Origin of the sequence: Pseudomonas sp. WS 5051, assembly GCF_012985715.1 — a bacterium.
GTDB lineage: Bacteria > Pseudomonadota > Gammaproteobacteria > Pseudomonadales > Pseudomonadaceae > Aquipseudomonas > Aquipseudomonas bubulae.
In genome coordinates this window covers 162,883-185,666 of record NZ_JAAQWV010000008.1, presented here as the reverse complement: position 1 = coordinate 185,666, position 22,784 = coordinate 162,883, and the positions used below count along the sequence as shown (strand labels likewise).

The following is a 22,784-nucleotide window of genomic DNA, read 5'->3' as shown; positions in this document are numbered from 1 at the left end:
ATACACCCGTAGAGGTGCAAACGAAAGTAGGGGGTGGACGAGGGGTGATAAGTTAAACTGTAAAACCACGAAATATATGAAGATCAACTGTGGGAGCGGGCTTGCTCGCGATTGCATCACCGCGGTCATTCAAAAAAACCGCGCCGCCTGCATCGAGAGCAATCCAGCTCCCACAGGCTTACCCTGCGGAGGCCAGCAGTGCCCCAGTTACACGTCGCTGACCAGCACTGGTCAGTTGCCCCGAACACTAACCTGCTCGATGCCTTGAATCAGGTTGGCGTGTCGGTGCCCTACAGTTGCCGGGCGGGCAGTTGCCATGCCTGCCTGGTGCGCTGCGTGCGTGGTGAGCCCGCCGATCTCAAGCCCGAGGCATTGAGTCGGGACCAGCATGAGCAGGGCTGGCGCCTGGCCTGTCAGTGTCAAATTGTCGAAGATCTGCAGATTGAAGCCTTTAACCCGCTGCGCGACGGTGTGCCGGCCCAAGTGGCAGGACTCGACTGGCTCAGTCCGACGGTGTTGCGCTTGCGCCTCACGCCGCAGCGAGCTTTGCGTTATCGCGCAGGCCAGCATGTGGTGCTGTGGGCTGGCGGCATTGCGCGCCCGTACTCGTTGGCCAGCCTGCCCGGAGAAGATCGCTTTCTGGAGTTTCACCTCGATTGTGCGCACCCCGGTGAGTTCATCGACGCGGCGCGGCAGTTCAAGGTCGGTGACGTTGTGCGGCTGGGCGAGTTGCGTGGCGGCGCGCTGCGCTATGACCCGGACTGGCAGGAGCAACCGCTCTGGCTGCTGGCGTCGGGTACCGGCCTGGGGCCGTTGTATGGCGTATTGCGTGAGGCCTTGCGTCAGGATCATCAAGGCCCGATACGGCTGGTGCATGTGGCCCGCGACAAGGCTGAGCATTACCTCCAGAACGAACTGCTGGCCCTGTCGGCGGCTTGTCCAGGGTTTGTGATTGAGTACCTTGAACGCCCTCAGTTGCCCGACTACCTGTTACAGATGCGTGTTCTTTCGCGCCAGACCCACGCCCTGGTCTGCGGCCACCCCGACACGGTCGATGCCTTTGCCAGGCGCCTGTTTATGGCGGGCTTGCCGCGCAATCAGCTGTTGGCCGATGCCTTTTTGACGCGAAGTTGAGGGCATAAAAAAGCCCCGCCTGATCACTCGGGCGGGGCTTTGGATTCAAGCTTTACCGGGCTTAAACCATTTTGTCGCCGACATGCAGGATCTTCATGCCGTTGGTGCCGCCGATGGTGTGGTAGCTGTCGCCCTTGGTCAGGATGACCCAGTCGCCTTTCTCCACAACGCCACGCTTGAGCAGCTCGTCAATCGCGGCCTGGCTGACCTGTTCTGGCGGCAGCGATGCCGGGTCGAACGGTACGGTGTAAACGCCACGGAACATCGCTGCGCGCGCCTGGGTCTCACGGTGCGGGGAGTAGGCGTAGATCGGCACCGAAGAACGGATGCGCGACATGATCAACGGTGTGTAGCCGCTTTCAGTCAGGGCGATGATCGCTTTGACACCCGGGAAGTGGTTGGCGGTGTACATGGCCGCCAGCGCAATGCTCTGGTCGCAGCTTTCGAAGGTTTTACCGATACGGTGGCTGGACGTTTTGCTGGTCGGGTGCTTTTCAGCGCCGACACAGATGCGCGCCATAGCCTGCACGGCTTCCAGCGGGTAGGCGCCGGCAGCACTTTCAGCCGAGAGCATCACGGCGTCGGTGTAGTCGAGAACGGCGTTGGCAACGTCGGACACTTCGGCACGAGTTGGCATCGGGTTCTGGATCATCGACTCCATCATCTGGGTTGCCACGATCACCGCTTTATTGTGGCGACGTGCGTGCAGAATGATTTTCTTCTGGATGCCCACCAGCTCGGCATCGCCGATTTCAACACCGAGGTCGCCACGGGCAACCATCACCGCGTCGCTGGCCTTGATCAGGCCGTCGAGGGTTTCGTCATCGGCTACGGCTTCGGCGCGTTCAATCTTCGCTACCAGCCAGGCAGTACCGCCGGCTTCGTCGCGCAGTTGGCGGGCGTATTCCATGTCGGCAGCGTCACGCGGGAACGACACGGCCAGGTAGTCGACTTGCATTTCGGCAGCCAGCTTGATGTCGGCCTTGTCTTTTTCAGTCAGGGCCGGTGCGGTCAGGCCACCACCGCGACGGTTGATGCCTTTGTGGTCGGACAGTGGGCCGCCGATCAGCACGGTGCAGTGCAGGGCGTCGTCGGTGGCAGTGTCTACACGCATCACCACACGGCCGTCATCGAGCAGCAGCTCGTCGCCGACGCCGCAGTCTTTAACCAGGTCCGGGTAGTCGATGCCGACCACTTGCTGGTTGCCTTCGGTCAACGGATGGCTGGTGGAGAAGGTGAATTGATCACCGATCTTCAGCTCGATCTTTTTGTTGGCAAATTTGGCGATACGAATTTTCGGGCCTTGCAGGTCACCCAGCAGGGCTACGAAACGACCGTGCTTGGCAGCGATGTCACGTACCAGCTTGGCGCGAGCCTTGTGCTCGTCGGGGGTGCCGTGGGAAAAGTTCAGACGGGCAACGTCCAAGCCAGCGAGGATCAGCTGTTCCAGCATTTCCGGTGAATTGCTGGCAGGGCCAAGTGTGGCAACAATTTTGGTTCGACGAACAGACATGCAAAGACTCCTGAGTTCAAGCGCTGCCAAAGGCTACTATGGTCTTTGGCTGTAGTCATTGTTCCTCTGCACTACTTTCTGCTTAAGTTGTGGTGCATCGGGTCTGTTGTCTGAAGAATCTGGCCGTGGGGTCGATACACTGTTATGAACAGGAGATGCCCCATGCGAATCGTGCTCGTTTTAATCTTGGTCGCCAGTGCGACCGGCTGTACCCGTTGGTCGATGAACCATCATTTGAACAATGCCTATCGTGCTTACGACCGGGGCAATTGTGAAACGGTAATGCTTGAGTTGTCCGAGGTTGATCGCGACAGTCGTAGTCGCCCGTACATTTGGCCACAAACAGCTATGCTCCGTGGACTGTGTCTTGAGCGTACGAAGTTTTACTTGGATGCGTCCCAGACCTACCAGTACATCATCAACGAATTTCCCAAGAGCGAGTACGCCTACCGGGCCAAGGCTCGGATCGAGACATTGCGCATTCTCAGGTTCATCCCGGGCCCCGGCACTACTGCCCAGGCAGTGCCTGTAAGCATTCCATGATGGGCGAAATTTAAACTGGTCATTTGTGCCCGGTTGGCTAATATCAAATTCGTTCGAGTGTTTTTTGTTTCTCTTGGTACTCAAACGGATTGCTCGTTCTGTCGCTGCTTGATATGTCGAGCTTCAGGTGAAGATGGCGGGCAGATCTACACGTGACTGTTGGCCCGGATGTGGGGGACAGGGCGTTTCGAGACGCCAGCGCGGCCATGCTGAATGGCCTCTCTATAGTGAAGTTGAACATGGTTATCGAACGGCTTATCCAGCGGCACCAACTGACGTTTTTCCTGAAAGTGTTCAATCGGTTCACTGACAAGCCTATTGGCTATCTGGGCAATGTGTCTGATGGCGGGTTGATGCTGATCAGCCAGTTACCGATGTTGGTCGACGCCAATTTCGAGTTTCGGATCAAGCTTCCCGGTGCCGATGGGGAGGTGCAGTTTATCGACCTGACAGCGCGTTGCCTGTGGTGTCGTGAGGATCTAACGCCGCATTATTACGATTCCGGGTTTATCCTGTATCAGCCACCTGCCGAGTACAGCGGTTTGATCAGTGCCTTGCAGCGCTACTTCAGCTTCCAGCCCCTGCAAGCCTCTGCATAGTCCCGGGGCTGGTCTTGCCCGGGTTTGAGCGCCTAGACTGTCCGGGTCTACTGCTCAGGAACACCCCGTGACCTCTATCTTCTGGTACGACTACGAAACCACCGGTATCAACCCGCGCTGCGACCGGGCGGTGCAAGTGGCCGGCATCCGCACCGACCTTGAACTCAACGAGATTGATCAGCCGGTCAACCTCTATTGTCAGCCAAGCGACGATATCCTCCCTCATCCCATGGCCTGCCTGATCACCGGCATCACGCCCGCTCGTCTCGAAGACAAAGGCCTGGGCGAAGCCGAGTTCATGACTCGCACCCATGCCCAGCTGGCCCTGCCCGGCACTTGCGGGGCGGGCTACAACTCGTTGCGCTTTGATGATGAGGTAACGCGCTACAGTCTCTACCGAAACTTCTTCGACCCTTATGCGCGTGAATGGCAGGGTGGCAACAGTCGCTGGGACCTCATTGATGTGGTGCGAACAGCCTATGCCCTGCGGCCTGAAGGCATCGTCTGGCCAGAGGAAGAGGGGCGGGTGACGCTCAAGCTTGAACGGTTGACGGCGGCTAACGGGATTGATCATGGCCAGGCCCACGATGCGTTGTCCGATGTACGGGCAACCATTGCGCTGGCCCGGCTGATTCGTGACAAACAACCCAAGTTATATGACTGGTTATTCCAGTTGCGCAGCAAACAACGTGTGCTTGATCAAATTCGGCTATTGCAGCCCATGCTGCATATCTCGGGGCGTTTTTCCGCGGCCAGACATTATGCCGGTGTGGTCTTGCCGCTGGGTTGGCACCCAAAGAATCGTAATGCTCTGATTGTCTACGACCTGCACATAGACCCTCAGCCTTTACTGGAGATGGACGCCGCAGCGTTGCGCAAGATGCTCTATACCCGGCGTGAAGATTTACCCGACGGTCAATTACCCGTTGGGCTAAAGCTGATTCAAGTTAATCGTTGCCCGGTGGTCGCCCCCTTGAATGTAGTGCGTGCCCAGGACCAACAGCGATTGCAACTGGACATGGACCTCTATCACGCGCGAGCCCGGAGCCTTGTTGAGGCTCAGCAAGTTTGGCAGGAAAAGTTGTCGGCCATTTATGCCCGCGAAGACTTTGCCCCCAGTGAAGATCCGGAGCAGCAATTGTATGACGGGTTTATTGGCGATCGAGACCGTCGACTGTGTGAGCAGGTCAGGCACAGTGACCCGGAGCAATTGGCCAAAGATACATGGCCATTTGATGATGAGCGCTTGCCCGAATTATTGTTTCGATACCGCGCCCGAAACTTTCCACATACCCTGAGTGAACAAGAACAGCAGCGTTGGCATATCTTCTGCCAGCAGCGTTTGTCGGATCCGGCCATGGGTGCGCCTTTGACCCTGGACAGCTTTATGCAGGCAGCAGATGAGCTGTCGCGCAGTGCCACGCCGGCCCAGCTAAAGCTTCTGGGCGAATGGCAGCGCTATGCCCAGGCATTGAGCCGGCGTGTCGGGTTGAGCCCGCCCGCCGAGAGTGCTGACTAAAACACAGGCAATAAAAAACGCCAGCATGCTGGCGTTTTTTAGTGGCATCGCAAAATAGTTGCGGGCCCGGTGTCACTTAGTCGAGCAAAGTAGCCCAGCCTTCAACCACGTCGCCGCCCCACTTGGCTTTCCACTCTTTCAGAGTTTTGTGGTTGCCACCTTTGGTTTCAATCACTTCACCATTGTGTGGGTTTTTGTATTGTTTAACCTTACGGGCACGTTTGGTGCCGGTGGTTTTAACAACGCCGCGAGGTGCTTTGCTAACTTTGGATTCCGGATCCAGCAGAGCGATGATATCGCGTAGCGATTTTTGGTATTCGCCCATCAGCGTGCGCAGTTTGCCTTCAAATTCCAGCTCGGTTTGAAGTTTGTCGTCTTCGGACAGGTTCTTCAGGCGGGCTTGCAGTTCTTTGATGGCTTCTTCGGTTGCACGATATTCGTTGATCAAGGACATGAGGATAACCTTATGTTGAAAAGGATGTCAGGGAGACAGTGGCGCAATAGTAGTCAGACAGTTACTGCAAGTAAACATGAAAGGGCTATTTAATTTAAAATTTTATTCATTAACTTTGCCCTCGGGAATATGCGCGCTATTAAATACACCGCGCTACAGTGAGGTTAATATGGACGATCAATAACATCGGCAAGTGTCCGTCCATTGCAGTGCAGGCCACGTCGATGCTGGTGTGGCACCTTCGGTGCGCGACCCGATGGCGCAGGTGCCGAGCTGTAACGAATACTGCAGTTTTGCTGCGCACTCGCTAGAATGGCGGCCTTAGTAAAGTTTTTGGAGTTTTCCCCTCATGCGCACTTTTCGGTTGGTGATTGCGTGCCCCGACGGCGTCGGCATTGTCGCCAAGGTCAGCAATTTCCTTGCCTCCCACAATGGCTGGATCACTGAAGCAAGCCACCACTCGGACGACCAGAGCGGTTGGTTCTTTATGCGTCACGAGATTCGTGCCGATTCCCTGCCGTTCGGGCTGGAGGCGTTTCGTGAGGCATTTGCCCCGATCGCCGAAGAGTTCTCGATGGAGTGGCGCATTACCGATACGGCGCAGAAAAAACGCGTGGTATTGATGGCGAGCCGCGAATCCCACTGCCTGGCAGATCTGCTGCACCGCTGGCACAGCGATGAACTGGACTGCGATATTTCCTGCGTGATCTCCAACCACGATGACCTGCGCAGCATGGTCGAGTGGCATGGCATCCCGTTCTATCACGTACCGGTTGACCCGAAGAACAAGGAGCCGGCTTTCGCCGAAGTCTCGCGTCTGGTCAACCACCATGCTGCCGAAGTGGTGGTACTGGCCCGTTACATGCAAATCCTGCCACCTGACCTGTGCAGCGAATATGCCGGCCAGGTCATCAATATCCACCACAGCTTCCTGCCGTCGTTTGTCGGCGCCAAGCCTTATCACCAGGCCTCGATGCGGGGCGTGAAGCTGATCGGTGCAACCTGCCATTATGTGACTGAAGAGCTGGATGCCGGTCCTATCATCGAGCAGGACGTGGTACGTGTCAGCCACAGTGACAGCATTGAGGATATGGTGCGTTTCGGCCGTGATGTCGAGAAAATGGTACTGGCCCGTGGCTTGCGTTATCACCTTGAAGATCGCGTGCTGGTGCATGGCAACAAGACTGTAGTGTTCTGATCGACACCGTGGGAGCGAGCCTGCTCGCGAAGGATTGCCGGCGGAGGATGTGATGAGCGATCCACTCGACAAGGCGACATCCAGTGCTCCACCGACCTTGGGTGAGGGCTGTCTGAGTCGCTATGACCCGGATGCCCTCAGCCCCGAGGGCGGCACCGACTTCCCCGGTGCCGCCGAGCTTTGGGCGCAGGAGCTAGACGCTGCAGGCATGCAGCGTGTGCCTGAAGCCTAAATCCTGAAACTGCCCACCAGATGCTTCAGGCGGGCAGCCTGCTGTTCCAGATCGGAACACGCGCGAAGGGTTGATTGAAGGTTTTCGACGCCTTCCTGATTCAGCGTATTGATTTCGGTAATGTCCATATTGATCGACTCGACCACCGAGGTTTGTTCCTCGGTTGCCGTGGCGACAGACTGGTTCATGCCGTCGATTTCACCAATGCGTTCGGTCACGCTGATCAGGCGCTCGCCCGCGCGGTTGGCGATTTCCACGCTGTCCTGGCTGTGACGCTGGCTTTCTTCCATGGTGCTCACTGAGCCTCGGGCACTGATCTGCAATTCTTCGATCATTTTCTGCACTTGCTGTGCCGATTCCTGGGTGCGGTGTGCCAGGTTGCGCACTTCATCGGCGACCACGGCAAAGCCACGCCCGGCTTCGCCAGCACGAGCTGCTTCAATGGCGGCGTTAAGGGCCAGCAGGTTGGTTTGCTGGGAAATGCTGGTGATCACCTCCAGGATTTGACCGATATTCACCGTCTTGTCGTTAAGCGACTCGATATGACCGCTGGAGGTGCCAAGCATTTGCGACAGCTTCTGCATCGAGCTGATGCTGCGTTCGACCACTTCCTGGCCTTCCTCGGCAAGGCTGCGTGCATCGCTGGCCTGGTGCGAGGCCTGGGCGGCGTTGCGGGCGATCTCCTGTGCGGCGGCGCCCAGTTCGTTGATAGCAGCGGCGACGCTACTGGTGCGGCTGGCCTGTTCGTCAGAGTTGAGCATCGATGAGTTGGAAGCGCTGACAACCCGCAGGACCACCTCGTTGACTTGGCCGGTGGCCGAGGCCACTTCGCTGATGGAAGCGTGAATGCGCTCGACAAAACGGTTGAATGCGCTGCCCAGGGTACCGAATTCATCCTGGGACTCCACCACCAGGCGGCGCGTCAGGTCGCCTTCGCCTTCGGCAATATTCTGCATGGCGCGGGTCATCACGTGCAGCGGTTGCATCAGCAGGCGAATCAACAGGCCGAGCAGGGCGATGATCGAAACCACGGCGATAACCGTGGCAATGATTGCCGAAGTACGGAACTCACTGAGCGCTGCGAAAGCCTGCTGCTTGTCAACCGACAGGCCGATGTACCAGTTGGCTGAGCCCAGCCCTTTGATCGGGGTGAAGCTTACGATCCGGGTTTTGCCATTGGCCTGGATCTCGCTGAACGCAGTGGTGATCGCGGGAGTGTCCTGCGGATAGATGTCCTTCAGGTTCCTGGTGGCCAGGCTCTTGTCCGGGTGCACCAGGATTTCGCCGTCGGCATTGATCAGAAAGGCGTAACCCATACCGTTGAAATTCAGCGCGTTGATGCTGTCGGTGATGGCTTGCAGGGTCATGTCGGCGCCGACCACACCCAGGGTTTGAGAGCCCTTTTTTACCGGGGCCGCGATGGTAATGACCATCTGTCCGGTGGCAGCATCTATATAGGGTTTGGTCAGGCTGGAGCTGCTGCTGTTGAACGCATCCTTGTACCAGGGCCGGGTGCGCGGGTCGTAGCCGTCAGGCATCTTGCTGTCAGGGCGAATGGTAAATCCGCCTTGGCTGTCACCAAAATAAACCGACATAAAGGTACTGCTCAGGGTTTTTTGTTCCAGCAGGCTGGCCACCTGGGCGGGCTCTGGAGTCAGGGCGATGGATTCAGCGAGGTTTTGCGCCAGCAGGATCCGGCCACCGAGCCAGGTCTGAATGTTATTGGCCGTGACACTGCCCATCTCGTGCAGGTAGTTGTCCAGGTTGTTGCGGATGGCGTTGCGTTGCAAGTAGTCGTTATACAGCGTAAATAGCGAAAAGGCGGCTATTACGATCAGGGACGCGGCAAGCAGGATTTTATGACTGAAACGCAGGTTTTTATTCATGGCTTGAAGGGTCCGCTAAGGTCTAAAAGTGTGCGACATACACTCTGGTAAAACGCGCGCTCTACTCAGCACTGCCTGAACAGGGCAAGTTGGCTGTTGATCAAGCCGCTTTACCACGCTAAATCCGGTTTTATGTGGTCTAGCATTCAGTGTGTATCGACCCGCGATCGCTAAAGATTAATCAAAGGTGGCAAAATGCCTGACTCTTCTGCTCTAGTAATCGGCGCTGACCTTTCGGCTCAGCCCATCGCGCAGTCCTTGCGCCTGGCCAATCGCCACGGTTTAGTGGCGGGAGCCACGGGCACGGGTAAAACCGTTACGCTTCAGCGGCTGGCTGAACAGTTCAGTGATGCCGGGGTGGCCGTCTTCGCCGCCGACATCAAGGGTGACTTGTGCGGCCTGGGTGCGGCCGGCAATCCCCAGGGCAAGATTGCCGAACGGATCGCGGGAATGCCCTGGCTCAATTACCAGCCCAAGGCCTATCCGGTTACTTTGTGGGATATCCAGGGCAAGACGGGTCACCCATTGCGCACGACCCTGAGTGACATGGGGCCGTTGCTGCTGGGCAGCCTGCTGGAGCTGACCGACAGCCAGCAGTCGGCCCTCTATGCCGCCTTCAAGGTGGCGGATCGGGAAGGGTTGTTGCTGCTTGACCTTAAAGACCTCAAGGCACTGCTCAATCACCTGCGTGACAACCCACAAGTGCTTGGCGATGACGCGGCCCTGATGACCACGGGCTCCAGCCAGGCGTTGTTGCGCCGTCTGGCAACCCTTGAGCAGCAGGGTGCAGAAGCCCTGTTTGGTGAGCCGGCACTGCAGCTCGACGATATTTTGCAGCCCGCCAGCGACGGGCGCGGGCAGATCCATCTGCTCGATGCCAGCCGCCTGGTGCATGAAGCGCCCAAGGTCTACGCAACGTTCCTGTTGTGGTTGCTGGCGGAGCTTTTCGAACAGTTGCCCGAGCGCGGCGATGCAGACAAGCCCTTACTGGCGCTGTTTTTCGACGAAGCGCATCTGTTGTTTGCCGGTACGCCAAAAGCATTGCAGGACCGGCTGGAACAAGTGGTCAGGTTGATTCGTTCCAAGGGTGTAGGGGTGTATTTCGTCACTCAATCACCGGCGGACTTGCCCGATACGGTGCTGGCACAGTTGGGGTTGCGTATCCAGCACGGGCTGCGGGCCTTTACGGCCAAAGAGCAGAAATCCCTGAAAGCTGTGGCAGACGGCTTTCGCCCCAATCCGGCATTCAGCGCGCTGGCCGTACTGACGGAGCTGGGCACGGGGGAGGCTCTGGTGGGCATGCTTGAGGAAAAAGGCACGCCGGCGATGGTTCAGCGGGTGCTGATTGCGCCACCGCAATCGCGTATAGGCCCGCTGACGGAGGCCGAAAGGGCTGCATTGATCAGCCGTTCAGCGCTGCAGGGGCGTTATGACAAGCCCGTTGATCGAGAGTCGGCTTATGAAATCCTCATGGCCCGCAAAGGCGTGGCGCCGCAAGATCAGGCGCAGACACAGGCTGCACAGCACGAGCCGGGGTTTCTTGATCAGGCGGGAGACTTTTTGGGCACGACAGCAGGCAAGGCCTTGCAGTCGATGGCGCGTCAGGCGGCGGGTCAGATGGGCCGTCAGCTGGTGCGCGGGCTGTTGGGGTCGTTACTGGGTAACAGCAAGCGCAAATAAATAACAAGACTGCAACTGTGGGAGCGAGCAGGCTCGCTCCCACAATGGGGCTTGATCAGGAGGATCAGTCGGGTTTTGGCCGCGCGTGGCTGGCCAGGCGTTCAAGGGCCGCGCGCAAGGCCGGGTCGGTAATGCCATCGGCCGTTGCCTGGATGGTCTGGGCGGCATCGACGGACAAATCCAGCGTATGCCCCGCGACCTTGGCCTGTACCGTGGGCGGCTGCACCTTGAACAAAATGCGGGTCAGGCTGGCGAACTCGTCGAATGCCTGCAGTTGGCGCAGCAGGCGCTTTTGCTGATAGCGCAGGCGAGTGGCCCAATGGCCGTCGGTCACGATCAGCAACAAACTCCCTTCACGCCATGAGGCAACGTGACAATGCTCCCTCGCGGCGGGCTGAAGCTGGCTTTCAAGTAGGCGTTGCAGGTGTGCCAGGCGCTTGGCATGGCCGAAAATAGCTTTTAGGGGCTTGGCCTCGCGGAGCAGGACGGAGGGTGCCCGTGCTGGATGTGGGCGAAATGCCATGTTCAAACACCTGATAAAACAGAGCTGCAATCTTAGCAGATGCCTGCCTCTCACTGGTCCGGGCTAAGGTAAATCTGAATTTATTTATGAAATCAATGAGTAACTTCTTGTGCAAACGGGTTGAAGTTCAGCAAAAAGCCCTTATTTTAGGGAGGCCCCTTCACAACGCAGTACCAGTATCGTGGAATAACGCCACTTTCCTCACCGCCGTTTCCGGGTAGAATGCTCGTTCGCATGCGGCCATCAGGGCTGCTCGGGCGACTCTCGGGGCCGCCCTCCATCCCTATGTGTGGAAGATCCTGCCGATATGTTTGCGCCTTTGTTAAAGAAACTTTTTGGAAGTAAGAACGAGCGCGAAGTTAAACGCATGCTCAAGACAGTACAGGTCGTCAATTCCTTCGAAGAGCAGATGGTTGCCCTGACCGATGAGCAATTGCGCGCCAAGACCGAAGAGTTCAAGGCCCGCATAGCCAAAGGTGAGACCCTCGACCAACTGCTGCCAGAAGCCTTTGCGGTCTGCCGTGAAGCCGGCAAGCGTGTCATGGGCATGCGTCACTTCGATGTACAGCTGATCGGCGGCATGACCTTGCATGAAGGCATGATCGCAGAAATGCGTACGGGTGAAGGCAAGACCTTGGTAGCAACCCTGGGCGTTTACCTCAACGCATTGTCGGGCAAGGGCGTTCACGTGGTAACCGTGAACGACTACCTGGCTCGCCGGGATGCCAACTGGATGCGCCCGCTCTACGAGTTCCTGGGCCTTACGGTCGGTGTCGTGACACCGTTCCAGCCACCTCAGGAAAAGCGCGAAGCCTATGCTGCCGATATCACTTACGGCACCAACAACGAGTTCGGTTTCGATTACCTGCGTGACAACATGGCTTTCAGCATGGAAGAAAAATTCCAGCGCGAGCTTAATTTCGCCGTAATCGACGAAGTCGACTCCATCCTTATCGATGAAGCCCGTACTCCGCTGATCATCTCCGGTCAGGCTGAAGACAGCTCCAAGCTGTACATTGAAATCAACAAGCTGATCCCTCGCCTTGAGCAACACATCGAGGAAGTGGAAGGCGAAGTCACCAAGGCTGGCCATTTCACCATCGATGAAAAGACCCGCCAGGTTGAGCTGAACGAAGCCGGTCACCAGTTCGTTGAAGACATGCTGACCCAGATCGGCCTGCTCGCCGAAGGCGAAAGCCTGTACTCGGCGCACAACCTGGGCCTGTTGACCCACGTGTACGCTGCACTGCGCGCCCACAAGCTGTTCCATCGCAACGTTGAATACATCGTTGAAGACGGTCAGGTATTGCTGGTCGACGAACACACTGGGCGTACCATGCCGGGTCGTCGTCTGTCCGAAGGCCTGCACCAGGCGATCGAAGCGAAGGAAGGCCTGAATATCCAGGCAGAGAGCCAGACCCTGGCCTCGACCACCTTCCAGAACTACTTCCGCCTGTACAACAAGCTGTCGGGCATGACCGGTACAGCAGACACCGAAGCGTTTGAATTCCACCAGATCTACGGTCTGTCGGTAATGGTCATCCCGCCGAACAAGCCGCTGGCGCGTAAAGACTACAACGACCTGGTGTTTCTCACTGCGGACGAGAAGTACGCGGCAATCGTGGCCGACATCAAGGACTGCATGGCCAAGGGTCGTCCGGTGCTGGTGGGTACGGCAACCATCGAAACCTCCGAGCACATGTCCAACCTTCTGAAGAAGGAAGGCATCGAGCACAAGGTTCTGAACGCCAAGTTCCACGAAAAAGAAGCAGAAATCATTGCACAGGCCGGTCGTCCGGGCGCGTTGACCATTGCAACCAACATGGCCGGTCGTGGTACCGACATCCTGTTGGGCGGCAACTGGGAAGTGGAAGTAGCTTCCCTGGAAAACCCTACACCTGAGCAGATCGCGCAGATCAAGGCCGACTGGCAAAAACGTCACCAGCAGGTGCTGGAGTCGGGTGGCCTGCATGTGATCGCTTCCGAGCGTCACGAATCGCGCCGTATCGACAACCAGCTGCGTGGCCGTGCCGGCCGTCAGGGTGACACCGGTTCCAGCCGTTTCTACCTGTCGCTGGAAGACAGCCTGATGCGTATCTTCGCCTCTGATCGGGTGAAGAACTTCATGAAGGCCCTGGGCATGCAGTCCGGCGAAGCGATTGAGCACCGCATGGTGACCAACGCGATCGAGAAGGCCCAGCGCAAGGTTGAAGGTCGCAACTTCGATATCCGCAAGCAATTGCTGGAGTTCGATGACGTCAACAACGAACAGCGTAAAGTGATTTATCACATGCGTAACACGTTGCTGGCAGCCGACAACATCGGTGAGACCATCGCCGACTTCCGCAAGGATGTACTGGACAGCACCGTAAGCGCTCATATTCCGCCACAATCGTTGCCGGAACAGTGGGACGTCAAAGGTCTGGAAGCGGCCATCGAAAGCGGCTTCGGGGTGAAACTGCCGATCCAGCAATGGCTCGACGAAGATGATCACCTGTACGAAGAAACCCTGCGTGAGAAGCTGCTGGCTGAATTGATTGCAGCTTACAACGAGAAAGAAGAGCAGGCCGGTGCTGAAGCACTGCGCACGTTCGAGAAGCAGATTGTGCTGCGCGTTCTGGATGACCTGTGGAAAGACCACCTGTCGACCATGGACCACCTGCGCCACGGTATCCACTTGCGCGGTTATGCGCAGAAGAACCCGAAGCAGGAGTACAAGCGCGAGTCGTTCAACCTGTTCTCCGAGCTGCTTGATTCGATCAAACGCGACTCGATCCGTGTGTTGTCCCACGTACAGGTTCGTCGTGAAGACCCGGTCGAAGAGGAGGCGCGCCTGCGCCAGGAAGCTGAAGACCTGGCTTCGCGCATGCAGTTCCAGCATGCTGAAGCGCCGGGCCTTGACCAGCCGGAGGCAATGGCCCAGGTGCTGCAAGGTGCTGACGTCGAAGATGTTGTGGCGGCAACCGAGCCTGTTCGTAGCGAGCAGAAGCTGGGTCGCAACGAGCTGTGCCACTGCGGCTCGGGCAAGAAATACAAGCACTGTCACGGGCAAATCAACTAAAGCCCGCTTCACCTGCTGAAACACCTGCGCCGCGACCGGCATTAGCCGTCGCGGCGTTTTACCATTGAATTCCCGTCCTTTTGCGGCGGCGCACAGAACTTTTTAGGAGCGCGTCATGGCTGTTGGTCTTGGTCCTTTGCCTGTTTTGCACCCGGTGGCCGGTTTTGAACTGGGTATCGCTTCTGCCGGTATCAAGCGCGCAGGGCGCAAGGACGTGGTGGTTATGCGCTGCGCCGAAGGCTCCAGCGTGGCGGGTGTTTTCACCCTGAATGCGTTTTGCGCGGCCCCTGTGATTCTGGCCAAACAACGTGTGCAAGGCCCGGTTCGCTATTTGCTGACCAACACGGGCAATGCCAACGCCGGTACCGGTGAGCCGGGGCTGATCGCTGCAGCCCGGACCTGCGCCAGGCTGGCTGAACTGACCGGCGTTGATGCCAGTGCCGTGCTGCCGTATTCCACCGGGGTGATCGGCGAGCCGCTGCCTGTCGAGAAGATCGAAGGCGCATTGCAAGCCGCGCTGGACGATTTGTCCGAGAACAACTGGGCCGAGGCTGCAACCGGCATCATGACCACCGACACCCTGCCAAAGGGTGCCAGCCGTCAGTTCGAGCATGAAGGCGTAACCATCACCGTGACCGGTATCAGCAAGGGTGCGGGCATGATTCGTCCAAATATGGCCACCATGCTGGGCTACATCGCCACCGACGCCAAAGTTGCCCGCGACGTGTTGCAAAACCTGCTGCTCGACGGTGCGAACAAGTCGTTCAACCGCATCACTATCGATGGCGATACTTCGACCAACGACTGCTGCATGCTGATTGCCACCGGCAAGGCTGCCCTGCCTGAAATTACAGAAGCCAGCGGCCCGCTGTTTGCCGCGTTGAAACGGGCGGTGCTGGAAGTCTGCATGGAGGTGGCGCAGGCCATCGTGCGTGACGGTGAGGGTGCGACCAAGTTTGTCACCGTTGAAGTAAATGGCGGCGCCAATCACCAGGAGTGCCTGGACGTGGGGTACACCGTTGCACACTCGCCGCTGATCAAGACCGCGCTGTTTGCCTCGGACCCGAACTGGGGCCGCATTCTGGCTGCAGTGGGCCGCGCAGGCGTGCCGGATCTGGACGTCAGCAAGATTGACGTGTTCCTGGGTGAAGTGTGCATTGCCAGCGGCGGCGCCCGTTCGGCCACTTACACCGAAGAGCAGGGCTCGGCAGTGATGGCTCGCGAAGAAATCACCATCCGCATCGAATTGGGTCGTGGTACCTGCAGCGAGACTATCTGGACCACTGACCTGTCCCACGAATACGTGAAAATCAACGCCGAGTACCGTACCTAAGTCGTCTCGACATCACGGGGTTGTCAGCCGATCCTGCGCGGGCAGCACCGTGATGCCTTGAGGGCATCAGATTTACCCCCTAATTCTCAAGGTGTCTGTGTATGAGCTTCCACCTGATCATTGGCGACAAGTTGCACTCTTCGTGGTCCCTGCGTGGCGCACTGGCGCTGGATCTGGCGGGTGCTGCCTACACCGAGACACTGATAAAACTGGGTCAGCCGGATACCCGGGCACTGATTCTGCAACACTCGGCAGCGGGTAAAGTACCGTTGCTCAAGACCGAACATGGCACCATCGCTGACTCGCTGGCGATTGCCGAATATCTGAATGAGCGTTTCCCTGCGGCCCAGTTATGGCCTGCAGATATCAAGGCACGGGCCCAGGCCCGATCGGCCTGTGCACAAATGCACAGCGGCTTTTTTGCGTTGCGGGGCAATCTGCCATTTGATTTGAGCCATGATCATGCGCTGGTACCCATGCCGGCCGAGGCTCAGGCCGACATCGAGCGCATCATTGCCTTGTGGGCAGAGTGCCGTGCTGTGGCCAGCGAACGCGGGCCGTACCTGTTCGGGCGGTTGAGTGTGGCTGATGCGTTTTTCGCGCCGGTGGCTGTGCGCCTTCGCACTTATCGCGTGGAGCTGTCAGCAGAAGATCAAGCGTATATCGACGCCATTTATCAATGGCCTGCGTTCAAAGCCTGGCAACAGGCCGGATTAGAGGAAGTACAAGGGTGAAACGAGTTCATGTGGCTGCGGCCGTTATCCGAGGCACAGACGGCAGCATTCTGATCGCTCGTCGCGCTGACACTCAGCATCAGGGCGGTCTGTGGGAATTTCCCGGCGGCAAGGTCGAGGCCGGGGAATCGGTCGAAGCTGCACTGGCGCGCGAGCTGAAAGAAGAGTTGGGCATTACGGTCGAGGTGGCCCGGCCCCTGATCAAGGTTCAGCATGACTATCCGGATAAGCAGGTTCTGCTGGATGTATGGGAAGTTTCGGCGTTTTCCGGCGAACCTCATGGCGTAGAAGGTCAGCCACTGGCTTGGGTCAGTCAGCGCGAGTTGGTGGACTACAGGTTCCCTGACGCCAATCAGCCCATTGTGGCCGCTGCCCGCTTGCCCGATCAGTACCTGATCACACCGGATGAGCTGGAGACCCCTGAGCTGTTGCGCGGTATCCAGAAGGCGATTGCAGGCGGGATCAGGCTGATTTCGTTGCGTGCCCCCAATGGGTACGACCCCAAGTACCGCGACCTGGCGGTGGACGCGACCGGCTTGTGTGCCGGCAAGGCGCAATTGATGCTCAAGGGGCCGTTGGAGTGGTTGGGGGATTTTCCTTCGGCCGGCTGGCATCTGACGGCCGCGCAATTGCGCAAGTACGCCGCCAAGGGTCGGCCATTGCCAAAAGACCGCTGGCTGGCAGCTTCATGCCATAACGCCGAGGAGCTGGCGCTGGCTGAACAGATGGATGTGGACTTCGTGACCCTGTCGCCGGTGCTGGCGACGCAGACCCACCCTGATGCACAGCCACTGGGCTGGGAGCAGGCGCAGCAATTGATCGCCAATTTCAGCAGGCCGGTATTTTTGCTGGGTGGGCTCGGCCCGGATGATCGCCAGCAGGCGTGGCAGATCGGTGCCCAGGGCGTGGCGGGTATTCGGGCGTTCTGGCCGCAGGTTTGATGTGATTCGGAGGCTGTTGCGGGTCCCGCGACGGCATGCACGTTCTGTTGGTTGTGGGAGCGAGCCTGCTCGCGAACGACCTTCGCGAGCAGGCTCGCTCCCACAGATTCAGTTTTTCCTGTAGTCGCTGACGAGTAGAGCGACTACAAATGAACGACATCAAGCCTTTGGTTTGGCTGCCGCCTGCCACAGGATCTCTGCAACCCCCTGGCGCTTGGCAATCAGGCGCGCGGCGACAAACAGCAAGTCAGACAAGCGATTGATATACGCCAGCCCCACACCTGCCAGTGGCTCCAATGCATTGAGCTGCTGGCAGCGGCGTTCGGCACTACGTGCCAGGCTGCGGCAAACATGGGCCTGGGCTATCAGGCTCGAGCCGCCGGGCAGAATGAAGTTCTCCAGTGGCCCCAGCTCCTCATTCCAGCGATCGATCGCAGTTTCAAGCCGTTCGATCTCGGCAGCGTTAAGTGCCTGATATTCCGGCATCGCCAACTCACCCCCCAGGTCAAACAAACGGTGCTGACACGGCTCAAGCACCTCGATCAGCTCGTTGAGCCCCGGCTGGCTGGCACTGTGCTCGATGAGCCCGGCCAGGAGCAGGCCGACCTGGCTGTTAAGCGTATCGACTTCGCCGATGGCTTCTATGCGCGGGTGATCCTTGGGCACACGGCGACCGTCGCCAAGCCCTGTTTCGCCCTTGTCGCCGGTGCGGGTATAAATTTTCGATAAGCGAAAGCCCATGGTTACATTTCCACGTTGGTTGGTTCGGGGGAGGCCGGCTGGTTGCCGGCCAAGGGCAGGCGCAGGGTAAAACAGGTGCCTTGGCCCTGGGTTGAGTGCACTTCCATTTGGCCCTTGTGGTTGTTGGTAATGATGAAGTACGACACGGACAGGCCAAGCCCTGTGCCCTGGCCAACTTCCTTGGTGGTGAAGAAGGGCTCGAAAATTCGTTTGCGCACCGCCTCGGGCATACCGGCACCGTTGTCTTCGACCTGTATTTCCGCCCAGGGCAGGTTGAGCCTGGTGCGCAGGGTTATGCGTCCCGGCTCGCTCTGATCGGCACGTTGATGAATGGCCTGGGCGGCGTTCTTCAGCAAATTGAGCAGCACCTGCTCCAGTTCGTTGGGGATGCCGGGCACCGGTCCCAGTTGCGGGTCGAACTGGCGAGTGATGGCTTGTCCCATAAAGTCAAAACCAATGGCCAGGTCGAAATCATTGCTGGCGATGTCCAGAGCCTGGTCAATCAGGGCCGACAGATCACAGGGGCTCATCTGCCGGTTGCTGCGGCGGCTGAAGCTGAGCATATGGGTGACAATTTTCGCCGCGCGTGCACCGGCCTGTTGAATGCCATCCAGTAGTTGCGGGATTTCCCGGGCCTGCAGGTAGTGGTTGACCACCTCCAGGTCGATGCCGGTCTGCTCGGCTTGTTCGATGTTCTTGGGCAACTCGCTCGACAGGCGCCTGCGAATGTTCTGTACGTTATGCAGGATCGCTCCCAGCGGATTGTTGATTTCGTGAGCCATGCCGGCAGCCAGCCCGCCTACGGAAAGCATTTTTTCCGATTGCACCATCATGTCTTCCAGCGACAGGCGCTGGGTGATGTCATCGATGCGGATCACCACGCCGCGTCCACCACCGCCCATCAGGGGGTAAAAGGTCAGGGCATAGTGGCGGGCTTCCTCGCCCTGATTCCAGGTGACGCGTTCAATTTTTGCGACCTGGTGGTGCTCAATGGTGTCTTTGAGTTGCGGCAGGAAGGGCTTGAGAGGTTCAAATGCCAGCTCGATGGGCTTGTTCAGGGCTTCATCCAGCTGCGTGCCGGAGAGGGCGCTGGCTTCCTGGTTCCATTGGGTGACATAGAGCTGTTCGTCCAGTGCAATCAGCGCCGAAGGCATGGAGTCGATGATGCAGTTGAGGTAGTTCTGAAAACCGGTAAGTTTTTTCTCGATTTTGCTGCGTACCTGGACTTCCAGTTCCAGCTTGCGATTGGTGTTGCGGGTTTCTTCGGCCAGCGACTGCGCTTGATCGTACGCCTGGCGGGCCTCGTCCCGTGCGCGTTTGAGCGCTTGATCGCGTACTTCAATGCGCGACAGCATGGTGTTGAATGCCTCAGCCAGGCTACCGATTTCGTCGTTGTTGCCGGGCGCCGCGCGCAATGCGTAGTTCTCCTCGCGAGTGACCTGGCGGGACAGTTCTTCAAGGCGGTGAATAGGCTGGGTAATCAGGCGCTTGATCTGCCGCGCCACCACGAACCAGAGCAAAGCGCTGATGATCAGAATGCCCAGGCTGGCCGTTAGCGTGCCGGTATAGAACGCCATTGGCAGTTCGCTGCTGGCGATCAGCAACAAATGCCCGGGGGGCTGGTCGCCGTTATGCAAGCGGGTGATTTGATGGCTGCGCAGTTCGGTGAGGCTCCAGGCCTCAAGTTGACGATAGTGCTCCGGAAGTGGCAGGTGTTCGCCGTGTTGCAGTTGTCCCAGCAGGTTGCCCGCGCTGTCATAAATGGCGGCAGCACGCAGGGGGGCGTAGCTGCCGATCTCGTTGAGCAGGGCTTTGGCGCTTTGCGGCGAGTCCAGTGCGTGGGTGATCAGGTCGGGGTTTGCGGTCAGCTTGCCCAGGGTTTGCAGGGCTTGCGGAGCCGTGCTCTCGTGGGAGATCCAGTACGCGACGCTGATAAACGTCAAGTTGGCCACCAGCAATACGGTGGCCAGCAAGGCGAGCAGGGCGGTCAGCAGCTTCTGGCCTACCGGGAGGTTTTCAAGGCGCTGGCGCAAGGGCATGAGATGGCCATTTGATAAAAGAACAGAAGGGCAGGGTAGCGCGGCCCTCAGTTGCAGGGCAATCCGCGCTGGCGCAGGTGTTCGCTCAAGCGTTGGTGCAGACCCTGCAGACAGGGGACGCCGAACGATCGGTTGCGGGCGGCAGTGCAAGCGTAGCCCAGCAAGTAACTGATTTCGGTGCGCCGGCCCTGGCTGACATCTTGGTGCATCGATGAATAATTGTTGGCTGTCGCCTGGATGACCCGGTGCACCTCGGTGGCCAGGTCGATGGCGGCTTCTGCCTGGCCGCAGTGTTCCAGCAAGGCGCTGAGTTCGGCGCACAGGGTGTTCACTTCGGCATCATGGGCTTGCAAGCCGCCGTTGCGGCAATCATGGAGCACCGTCAGTGGGTTAATCGCACAGTTTAGTGCCAGTTTGCGCCACAACCTGCTCAGAATATTCGGGCTCCATTCATTGGCAATGGCGCTGAGTTGAAGCTCTTCCAGCCATTGAGGGGCAGGGCCATGACGTGGGTCGCCCAGCCAGGTATGGCCACGCCCGGCAAACACTACGCGCCAGTCGCCATCGCGATAGGCGCCTTCAGTGCTGGAGGCGAAGATGCAACGCGCGTGGGGTACCTGCGCAGCGACGGCCTGCTGGCTGCCGAGGCCATTTTGCAACAGGATCAGTTCGGCACCCGGGCTCAGGCGCCCGGCGATTTGCTTGACCGCCTGCTCGGCGTCGTATGCCTTGCAGGTGACCAGCAAGCGCTGGATAGGCTCGTCGGTTTCAGGGGTTTGTGCGCTGATGGGCCAGTGTTGCGAATCTTCGCCTTCAATCAGGGTCAACTTTTGCACGGCTTTATAGGCTTGCAGGCGGTCGTCGTTGCGCAGAATGAGGGTGACGGGCAGGCCGGCGCGTGCCAGTCGTGTTGCCCACAGCATCCCCATGCTGCCTGCACCGAGAATGTGCCAGGTGGTGCTAGCCCGTGCCGGTGCGTTTGGGGGATTTTGGGGGATGGCCGAATCTGGCATGTGAGCTCGCAAGTGAATGAAGTCGAAGAACCGCTATAATGCCCGCGCATTTTAACTGTCAGGTCAGGCGTGCTCCATCAGTGTTGAGCGCGCCGTTTATTATTGGAGGAATTACATGCCGTCGTTCGACGTGGTATCCGAACTGGACAAGCACGAAGTCACCAACGCCGTCGAGAACGCCGTCAAGGAGCTGGATCGTCGTTATGACCTCAAGGGCAAGGGTACTTTCGAGTTCAAGGAAAAGGATTTGACGGTCAACTTGACCGCTGAAGCCGACTTCCAGCTCGAAGCCATGATCGAGATCCTCAAGCTGGCACTGGTCAAGCGCAAGATCGACGTTCAGTGCCTTGAGGTCAAGGACGCTTACGCTTCGGGCAAACTGATGAAGCAGGAAGCGGTGCTCAAGGAAGGTATTGATAAAGAGCTGGCGAAAAAGATCGTCGCTCATGTCAAGGACGCCAAGCTCAAGGTTCAGGCCGCCATTCAGGGCGAGCAAGTGCGTATCACGGGTAAAAAACGTGATGACCTGCAGGAAGCCATCGCTGCGTTGCGTGCCAAGACGTTCGACATGCCGCTGCAGTTCAACAACTTCCGCGACTGATCACCACCCGGGGAACCTCTGGCGATCATTGACGTCCGATTTTCCTGGGCGCTGCAGAAACGATTGAGCTGCCAGGGTGGCTCGATCGTTTTGCTGAATAAATGACGCTGGCTGGTAATGGCGTGAGGAGATAAAAATGGATTTGAACACTGAAGTTGATCAATTGATCAAGGCCTCCCAGGCCTGGGTTCCGATGATCATGGAGTACGGCAGTCGCGTGCTGCTGGCACTGGTTACCCTGGCTGTCGGCTGGTGGCTGATTAACCGCCTGACGACCAAGATCGGTCAGTTGCTGGCGTTGAGAAAGGCGGATCTTGCGCTGCAGGGCTTTATCAGCAGCCTGGCCAATATCATTCTCAAGATATTGCTGATTGTCAGTGTTGCATCGATGATCGGTATTCAGACCACCTCGTTTGTGGCAGCCATCGGTGCGGCAGGTCTGGCCATTGGCCTGGCATTGCAGGGCAGCCTGGCCAACTTTGCAGGTGGGGTACTGATTCTGTTGTTCCGCCCGTTCAAGATCGGTGACTGGATCGAAGCTCAAGGTGTAAGCGGGACTGTCGACAGCATTCAGATTTTCCACACGGTGCTGCGTACCGGTGACAACAAAACCGTCATCGTGCCAAACGGTAACCTGTCCAACGGCATCATCACCAACTACAACCGTCAGCCGACGCGCAAGGTGGTGTTTGATGTGGGTGTGGACTACGAGGCGGACCTGCAGAAGGTGCGTGAAGTGTTGTTGGCGCTGGCCGATGACCCGCGCGTGCTGAAGCAGCCTGCTCCGGTCGTTGTGGTGACTGCCTTGGGCGACAGTGCTATCACCATGTCGCTGCGGGTTTGGGTCAACACCCCGGATTACTGGGATGTACTCTTTATGCTCAACGAGCATTCGCGTGACCGCTTAAAGGCTGAAGGTATTGATATTCCTTTTCCGCAGCGTGTAGTACGTGTGGTTCAGGAAGTAGCGGCGCAATAAGGCTGGGAACTGCACCTGATTATTGAGTCAGGTCTGGATAAACAATTAAAGGGGCTAAGGC

The 22,784-nt window shown here is 58.1% G+C and carries 20 protein-coding genes; 13 read left to right on the top strand and 7 right to left on the bottom strand.

Annotated features, from left to right (window positions below; all coding sequences use genetic code 11):
* Positions 1–198 precede the first annotated feature (198 nt).
* Positions 199–1,134 carry an iron-sulfur-binding ferredoxin reductase gene (locus HBN79_RS15380; protein ID WP_169916860.1) on the top strand — a complete coding sequence of 312 codons (936 nt, stop codon included), beginning with the start codon at positions 199–201 and terminating at the stop codon, positions 1,132–1,134.
* A 61-nt stretch (positions 1,135–1,195) separates the two neighbouring features.
* On the opposite strand, the gene pyk is transcribed toward HBN79_RS15380, so the two are convergent.
* Positions 1,196–2,647, bottom strand: coding sequence for a pyruvate kinase (gene pyk, locus HBN79_RS15375; protein ID WP_088377893.1), 1,452 nt, complete (start codon positions 2,645–2,647; stop codon positions 1,196–1,198).
* Between the two features lie 162 nt (positions 2,648–2,809).
* Here pyk and HBN79_RS15370 point away from each other — a divergent pair, with 162 nt between their 5' ends.
* From HBN79_RS15370 to sbcB, 3 genes are all read left to right on the top strand, one after another.
* A complete protein-coding gene (locus HBN79_RS15370; RefSeq protein WP_095001798.1) occupies positions 2,810–3,190 on the top strand; it encodes a hypothetical protein in 381 nt (126 codons plus the stop codon).
* Positions 3,191–3,429: 239 nt separating this feature from the next.
* Positions 3,430–3,789, top strand: coding sequence for a PilZ domain-containing protein (locus tag HBN79_RS15365; RefSeq protein WP_095001797.1), 360 nt, complete (start codon positions 3,430–3,432; stop codon positions 3,787–3,789).
* Between the two features lie 67 nt (positions 3,790–3,856).
* Positions 3,857–5,308 carry an exodeoxyribonuclease I gene (gene sbcB, locus HBN79_RS15360; protein WP_169916859.1) on the top strand — a complete coding sequence of 484 codons (1,452 nt, stop codon included), beginning with the start codon at positions 3,857–3,859 and terminating at the stop codon, positions 5,306–5,308.
* A gap of 76 nt (positions 5,309–5,384) precedes the next feature.
* On the opposite strand, the gene mvaT is transcribed toward sbcB, so the two are convergent.
* The gene (gene mvaT / locus HBN79_RS15355) at positions 5,385–5,762 is read right to left on the bottom strand and encodes a histone-like nucleoid-structuring protein MvaT (protein WP_048363549.1); all 378 of its coding nucleotides are present in this window, start codon (positions 5,760–5,762) and stop codon (positions 5,385–5,387) included.
* Positions 5,763–6,111: 349 nt separating this feature from the next.
* Between mvaT and purU the strand changes: the two genes are divergently transcribed.
* The gene (gene purU / locus HBN79_RS15350; RefSeq protein WP_169916858.1) at positions 6,112–6,960 is read left to right on the top strand and encodes a formyltetrahydrofolate deformylase; all 849 of its coding nucleotides are present in this window, start codon (positions 6,112–6,114) and stop codon (positions 6,958–6,960) included.
* A 52-nt stretch (positions 6,961–7,012) separates the two neighbouring features.
* A complete protein-coding gene (locus tag HBN79_RS15345) occupies positions 7,013–7,192 on the top strand; it encodes a hypothetical protein (RefSeq protein WP_153399463.1) in 180 nt (59 codons plus the stop codon).
* On the opposite strand, the gene HBN79_RS15340 is transcribed toward HBN79_RS15345, so the two are convergent.
* Entirely contained in the window at positions 7,189–9,078 is a 1,890-nt protein-coding gene (locus tag HBN79_RS15340) for a methyl-accepting chemotaxis protein (RefSeq protein ID WP_095021326.1), read from the bottom strand. The genes HBN79_RS15345 and HBN79_RS15340 overlap by 4 nt on opposite strands.
* Before the next feature lie 195 nt (positions 9,079–9,273).
* Between HBN79_RS15340 and HBN79_RS15335 the strand changes: the two genes are divergently transcribed.
* The gene (locus HBN79_RS15335; RefSeq protein WP_095022951.1) at positions 9,274–10,758 is read left to right on the top strand and encodes a helicase HerA-like domain-containing protein; all 1,485 of its coding nucleotides are present in this window, start codon (positions 9,274–9,276) and stop codon (positions 10,756–10,758) included.
* 64 nt (positions 10,759–10,822) lie between these two features.
* Here HBN79_RS15335 and HBN79_RS15330 read toward each other — a convergent pair whose 3' ends face one another.
* The gene (locus tag HBN79_RS15330; protein ID WP_095001791.1) at positions 10,823–11,281 is read right to left on the bottom strand and encodes a DciA family protein; all 459 of its coding nucleotides are present in this window, start codon (positions 11,279–11,281) and stop codon (positions 10,823–10,825) included.
* Positions 11,282–11,588: 307 nt separating this feature from the next.
* Here HBN79_RS15330 and secA point away from each other — a divergent pair, with 307 nt between their 5' ends.
* The 4 genes from secA (at position 11,589) to HBN79_RS15310 (ending at position 17,350) form a co-directional block, all read left to right on the top strand.
* Positions 11,589–14,342, top strand: a complete 2,754-nt coding sequence (gene secA, locus HBN79_RS15325) for a preprotein translocase subunit SecA (protein WP_095001790.1) — start codon at positions 11,589–11,591, stop codon at positions 14,340–14,342.
* A 115-nt stretch (positions 14,343–14,457) separates the two neighbouring features.
* On the top strand, positions 14,458–15,675 hold the full coding sequence (gene argJ, locus HBN79_RS15320; protein ID WP_153399459.1) for a bifunctional glutamate N-acetyltransferase/amino-acid acetyltransferase ArgJ: 1,218 nt from the start codon (positions 14,458–14,460) through the stop codon (positions 15,673–15,675).
* A 101-nt stretch (positions 15,676–15,776) separates the two neighbouring features.
* Positions 15,777–16,409, top strand: coding sequence for a glutathione S-transferase (locus HBN79_RS15315; RefSeq protein ID WP_153399457.1), 633 nt, complete (start codon positions 15,777–15,779; stop codon positions 16,407–16,409).
* Positions 16,406–17,350 carry a Nudix family hydrolase gene (locus tag HBN79_RS15310; RefSeq protein WP_095021329.1) on the top strand — a complete coding sequence of 315 codons (945 nt, stop codon included), beginning with the start codon at positions 16,406–16,408 and terminating at the stop codon, positions 17,348–17,350. Before HBN79_RS15315 ends, HBN79_RS15310 begins: the two co-directional genes overlap by 4 nt.
* Positions 17,351–17,509: 159 nt before the next feature.
* On the opposite strand, the gene HBN79_RS15305 is transcribed toward HBN79_RS15310, so the two are convergent.
* The 3 genes from HBN79_RS15305 to HBN79_RS15295 are packed head-to-tail and all read right to left on the bottom strand — an operon-like array spanning position 17,510 to position 21,143.
* Positions 17,510–18,091, bottom strand: coding sequence for a cob(I)yrinic acid a,c-diamide adenosyltransferase (locus tag HBN79_RS15305; protein ID WP_095001786.1), 582 nt, complete (start codon positions 18,089–18,091; stop codon positions 17,510–17,512).
* A 2-nt stretch (positions 18,092–18,093) separates the two neighbouring features.
* Positions 18,094–20,130, bottom strand: coding sequence for an ATP-binding protein (locus tag HBN79_RS15300; protein WP_169916857.1), 2,037 nt, complete (start codon positions 20,128–20,130; stop codon positions 18,094–18,096).
* 47 nt (positions 20,131–20,177) lie between these two features.
* A complete protein-coding gene (locus HBN79_RS15295; protein ID WP_153399455.1) occupies positions 20,178–21,143 on the bottom strand; it encodes a putative 2-dehydropantoate 2-reductase in 966 nt (321 codons plus the stop codon).
* Positions 21,144–21,258: 115 nt separating this feature from the next.
* Here HBN79_RS15295 and HBN79_RS15290 point away from each other — a divergent pair, with 115 nt between their 5' ends.
* Together HBN79_RS15290 and HBN79_RS15285 are read left to right on the top strand one after the other, a co-directional pair.
* A complete protein-coding gene (locus tag HBN79_RS15290) occupies positions 21,259–21,744 on the top strand; it encodes a YajQ family cyclic di-GMP-binding protein (protein ID WP_007906601.1) in 486 nt (161 codons plus the stop codon).
* A 136-nt stretch (positions 21,745–21,880) separates the two neighbouring features.
* Positions 21,881–22,723, top strand: coding sequence for a mechanosensitive ion channel family protein (locus tag HBN79_RS15285; protein WP_095019265.1), 843 nt, complete (start codon positions 21,881–21,883; stop codon positions 22,721–22,723).
* Positions 22,724–22,784: the final 61 nt, after the last annotated feature.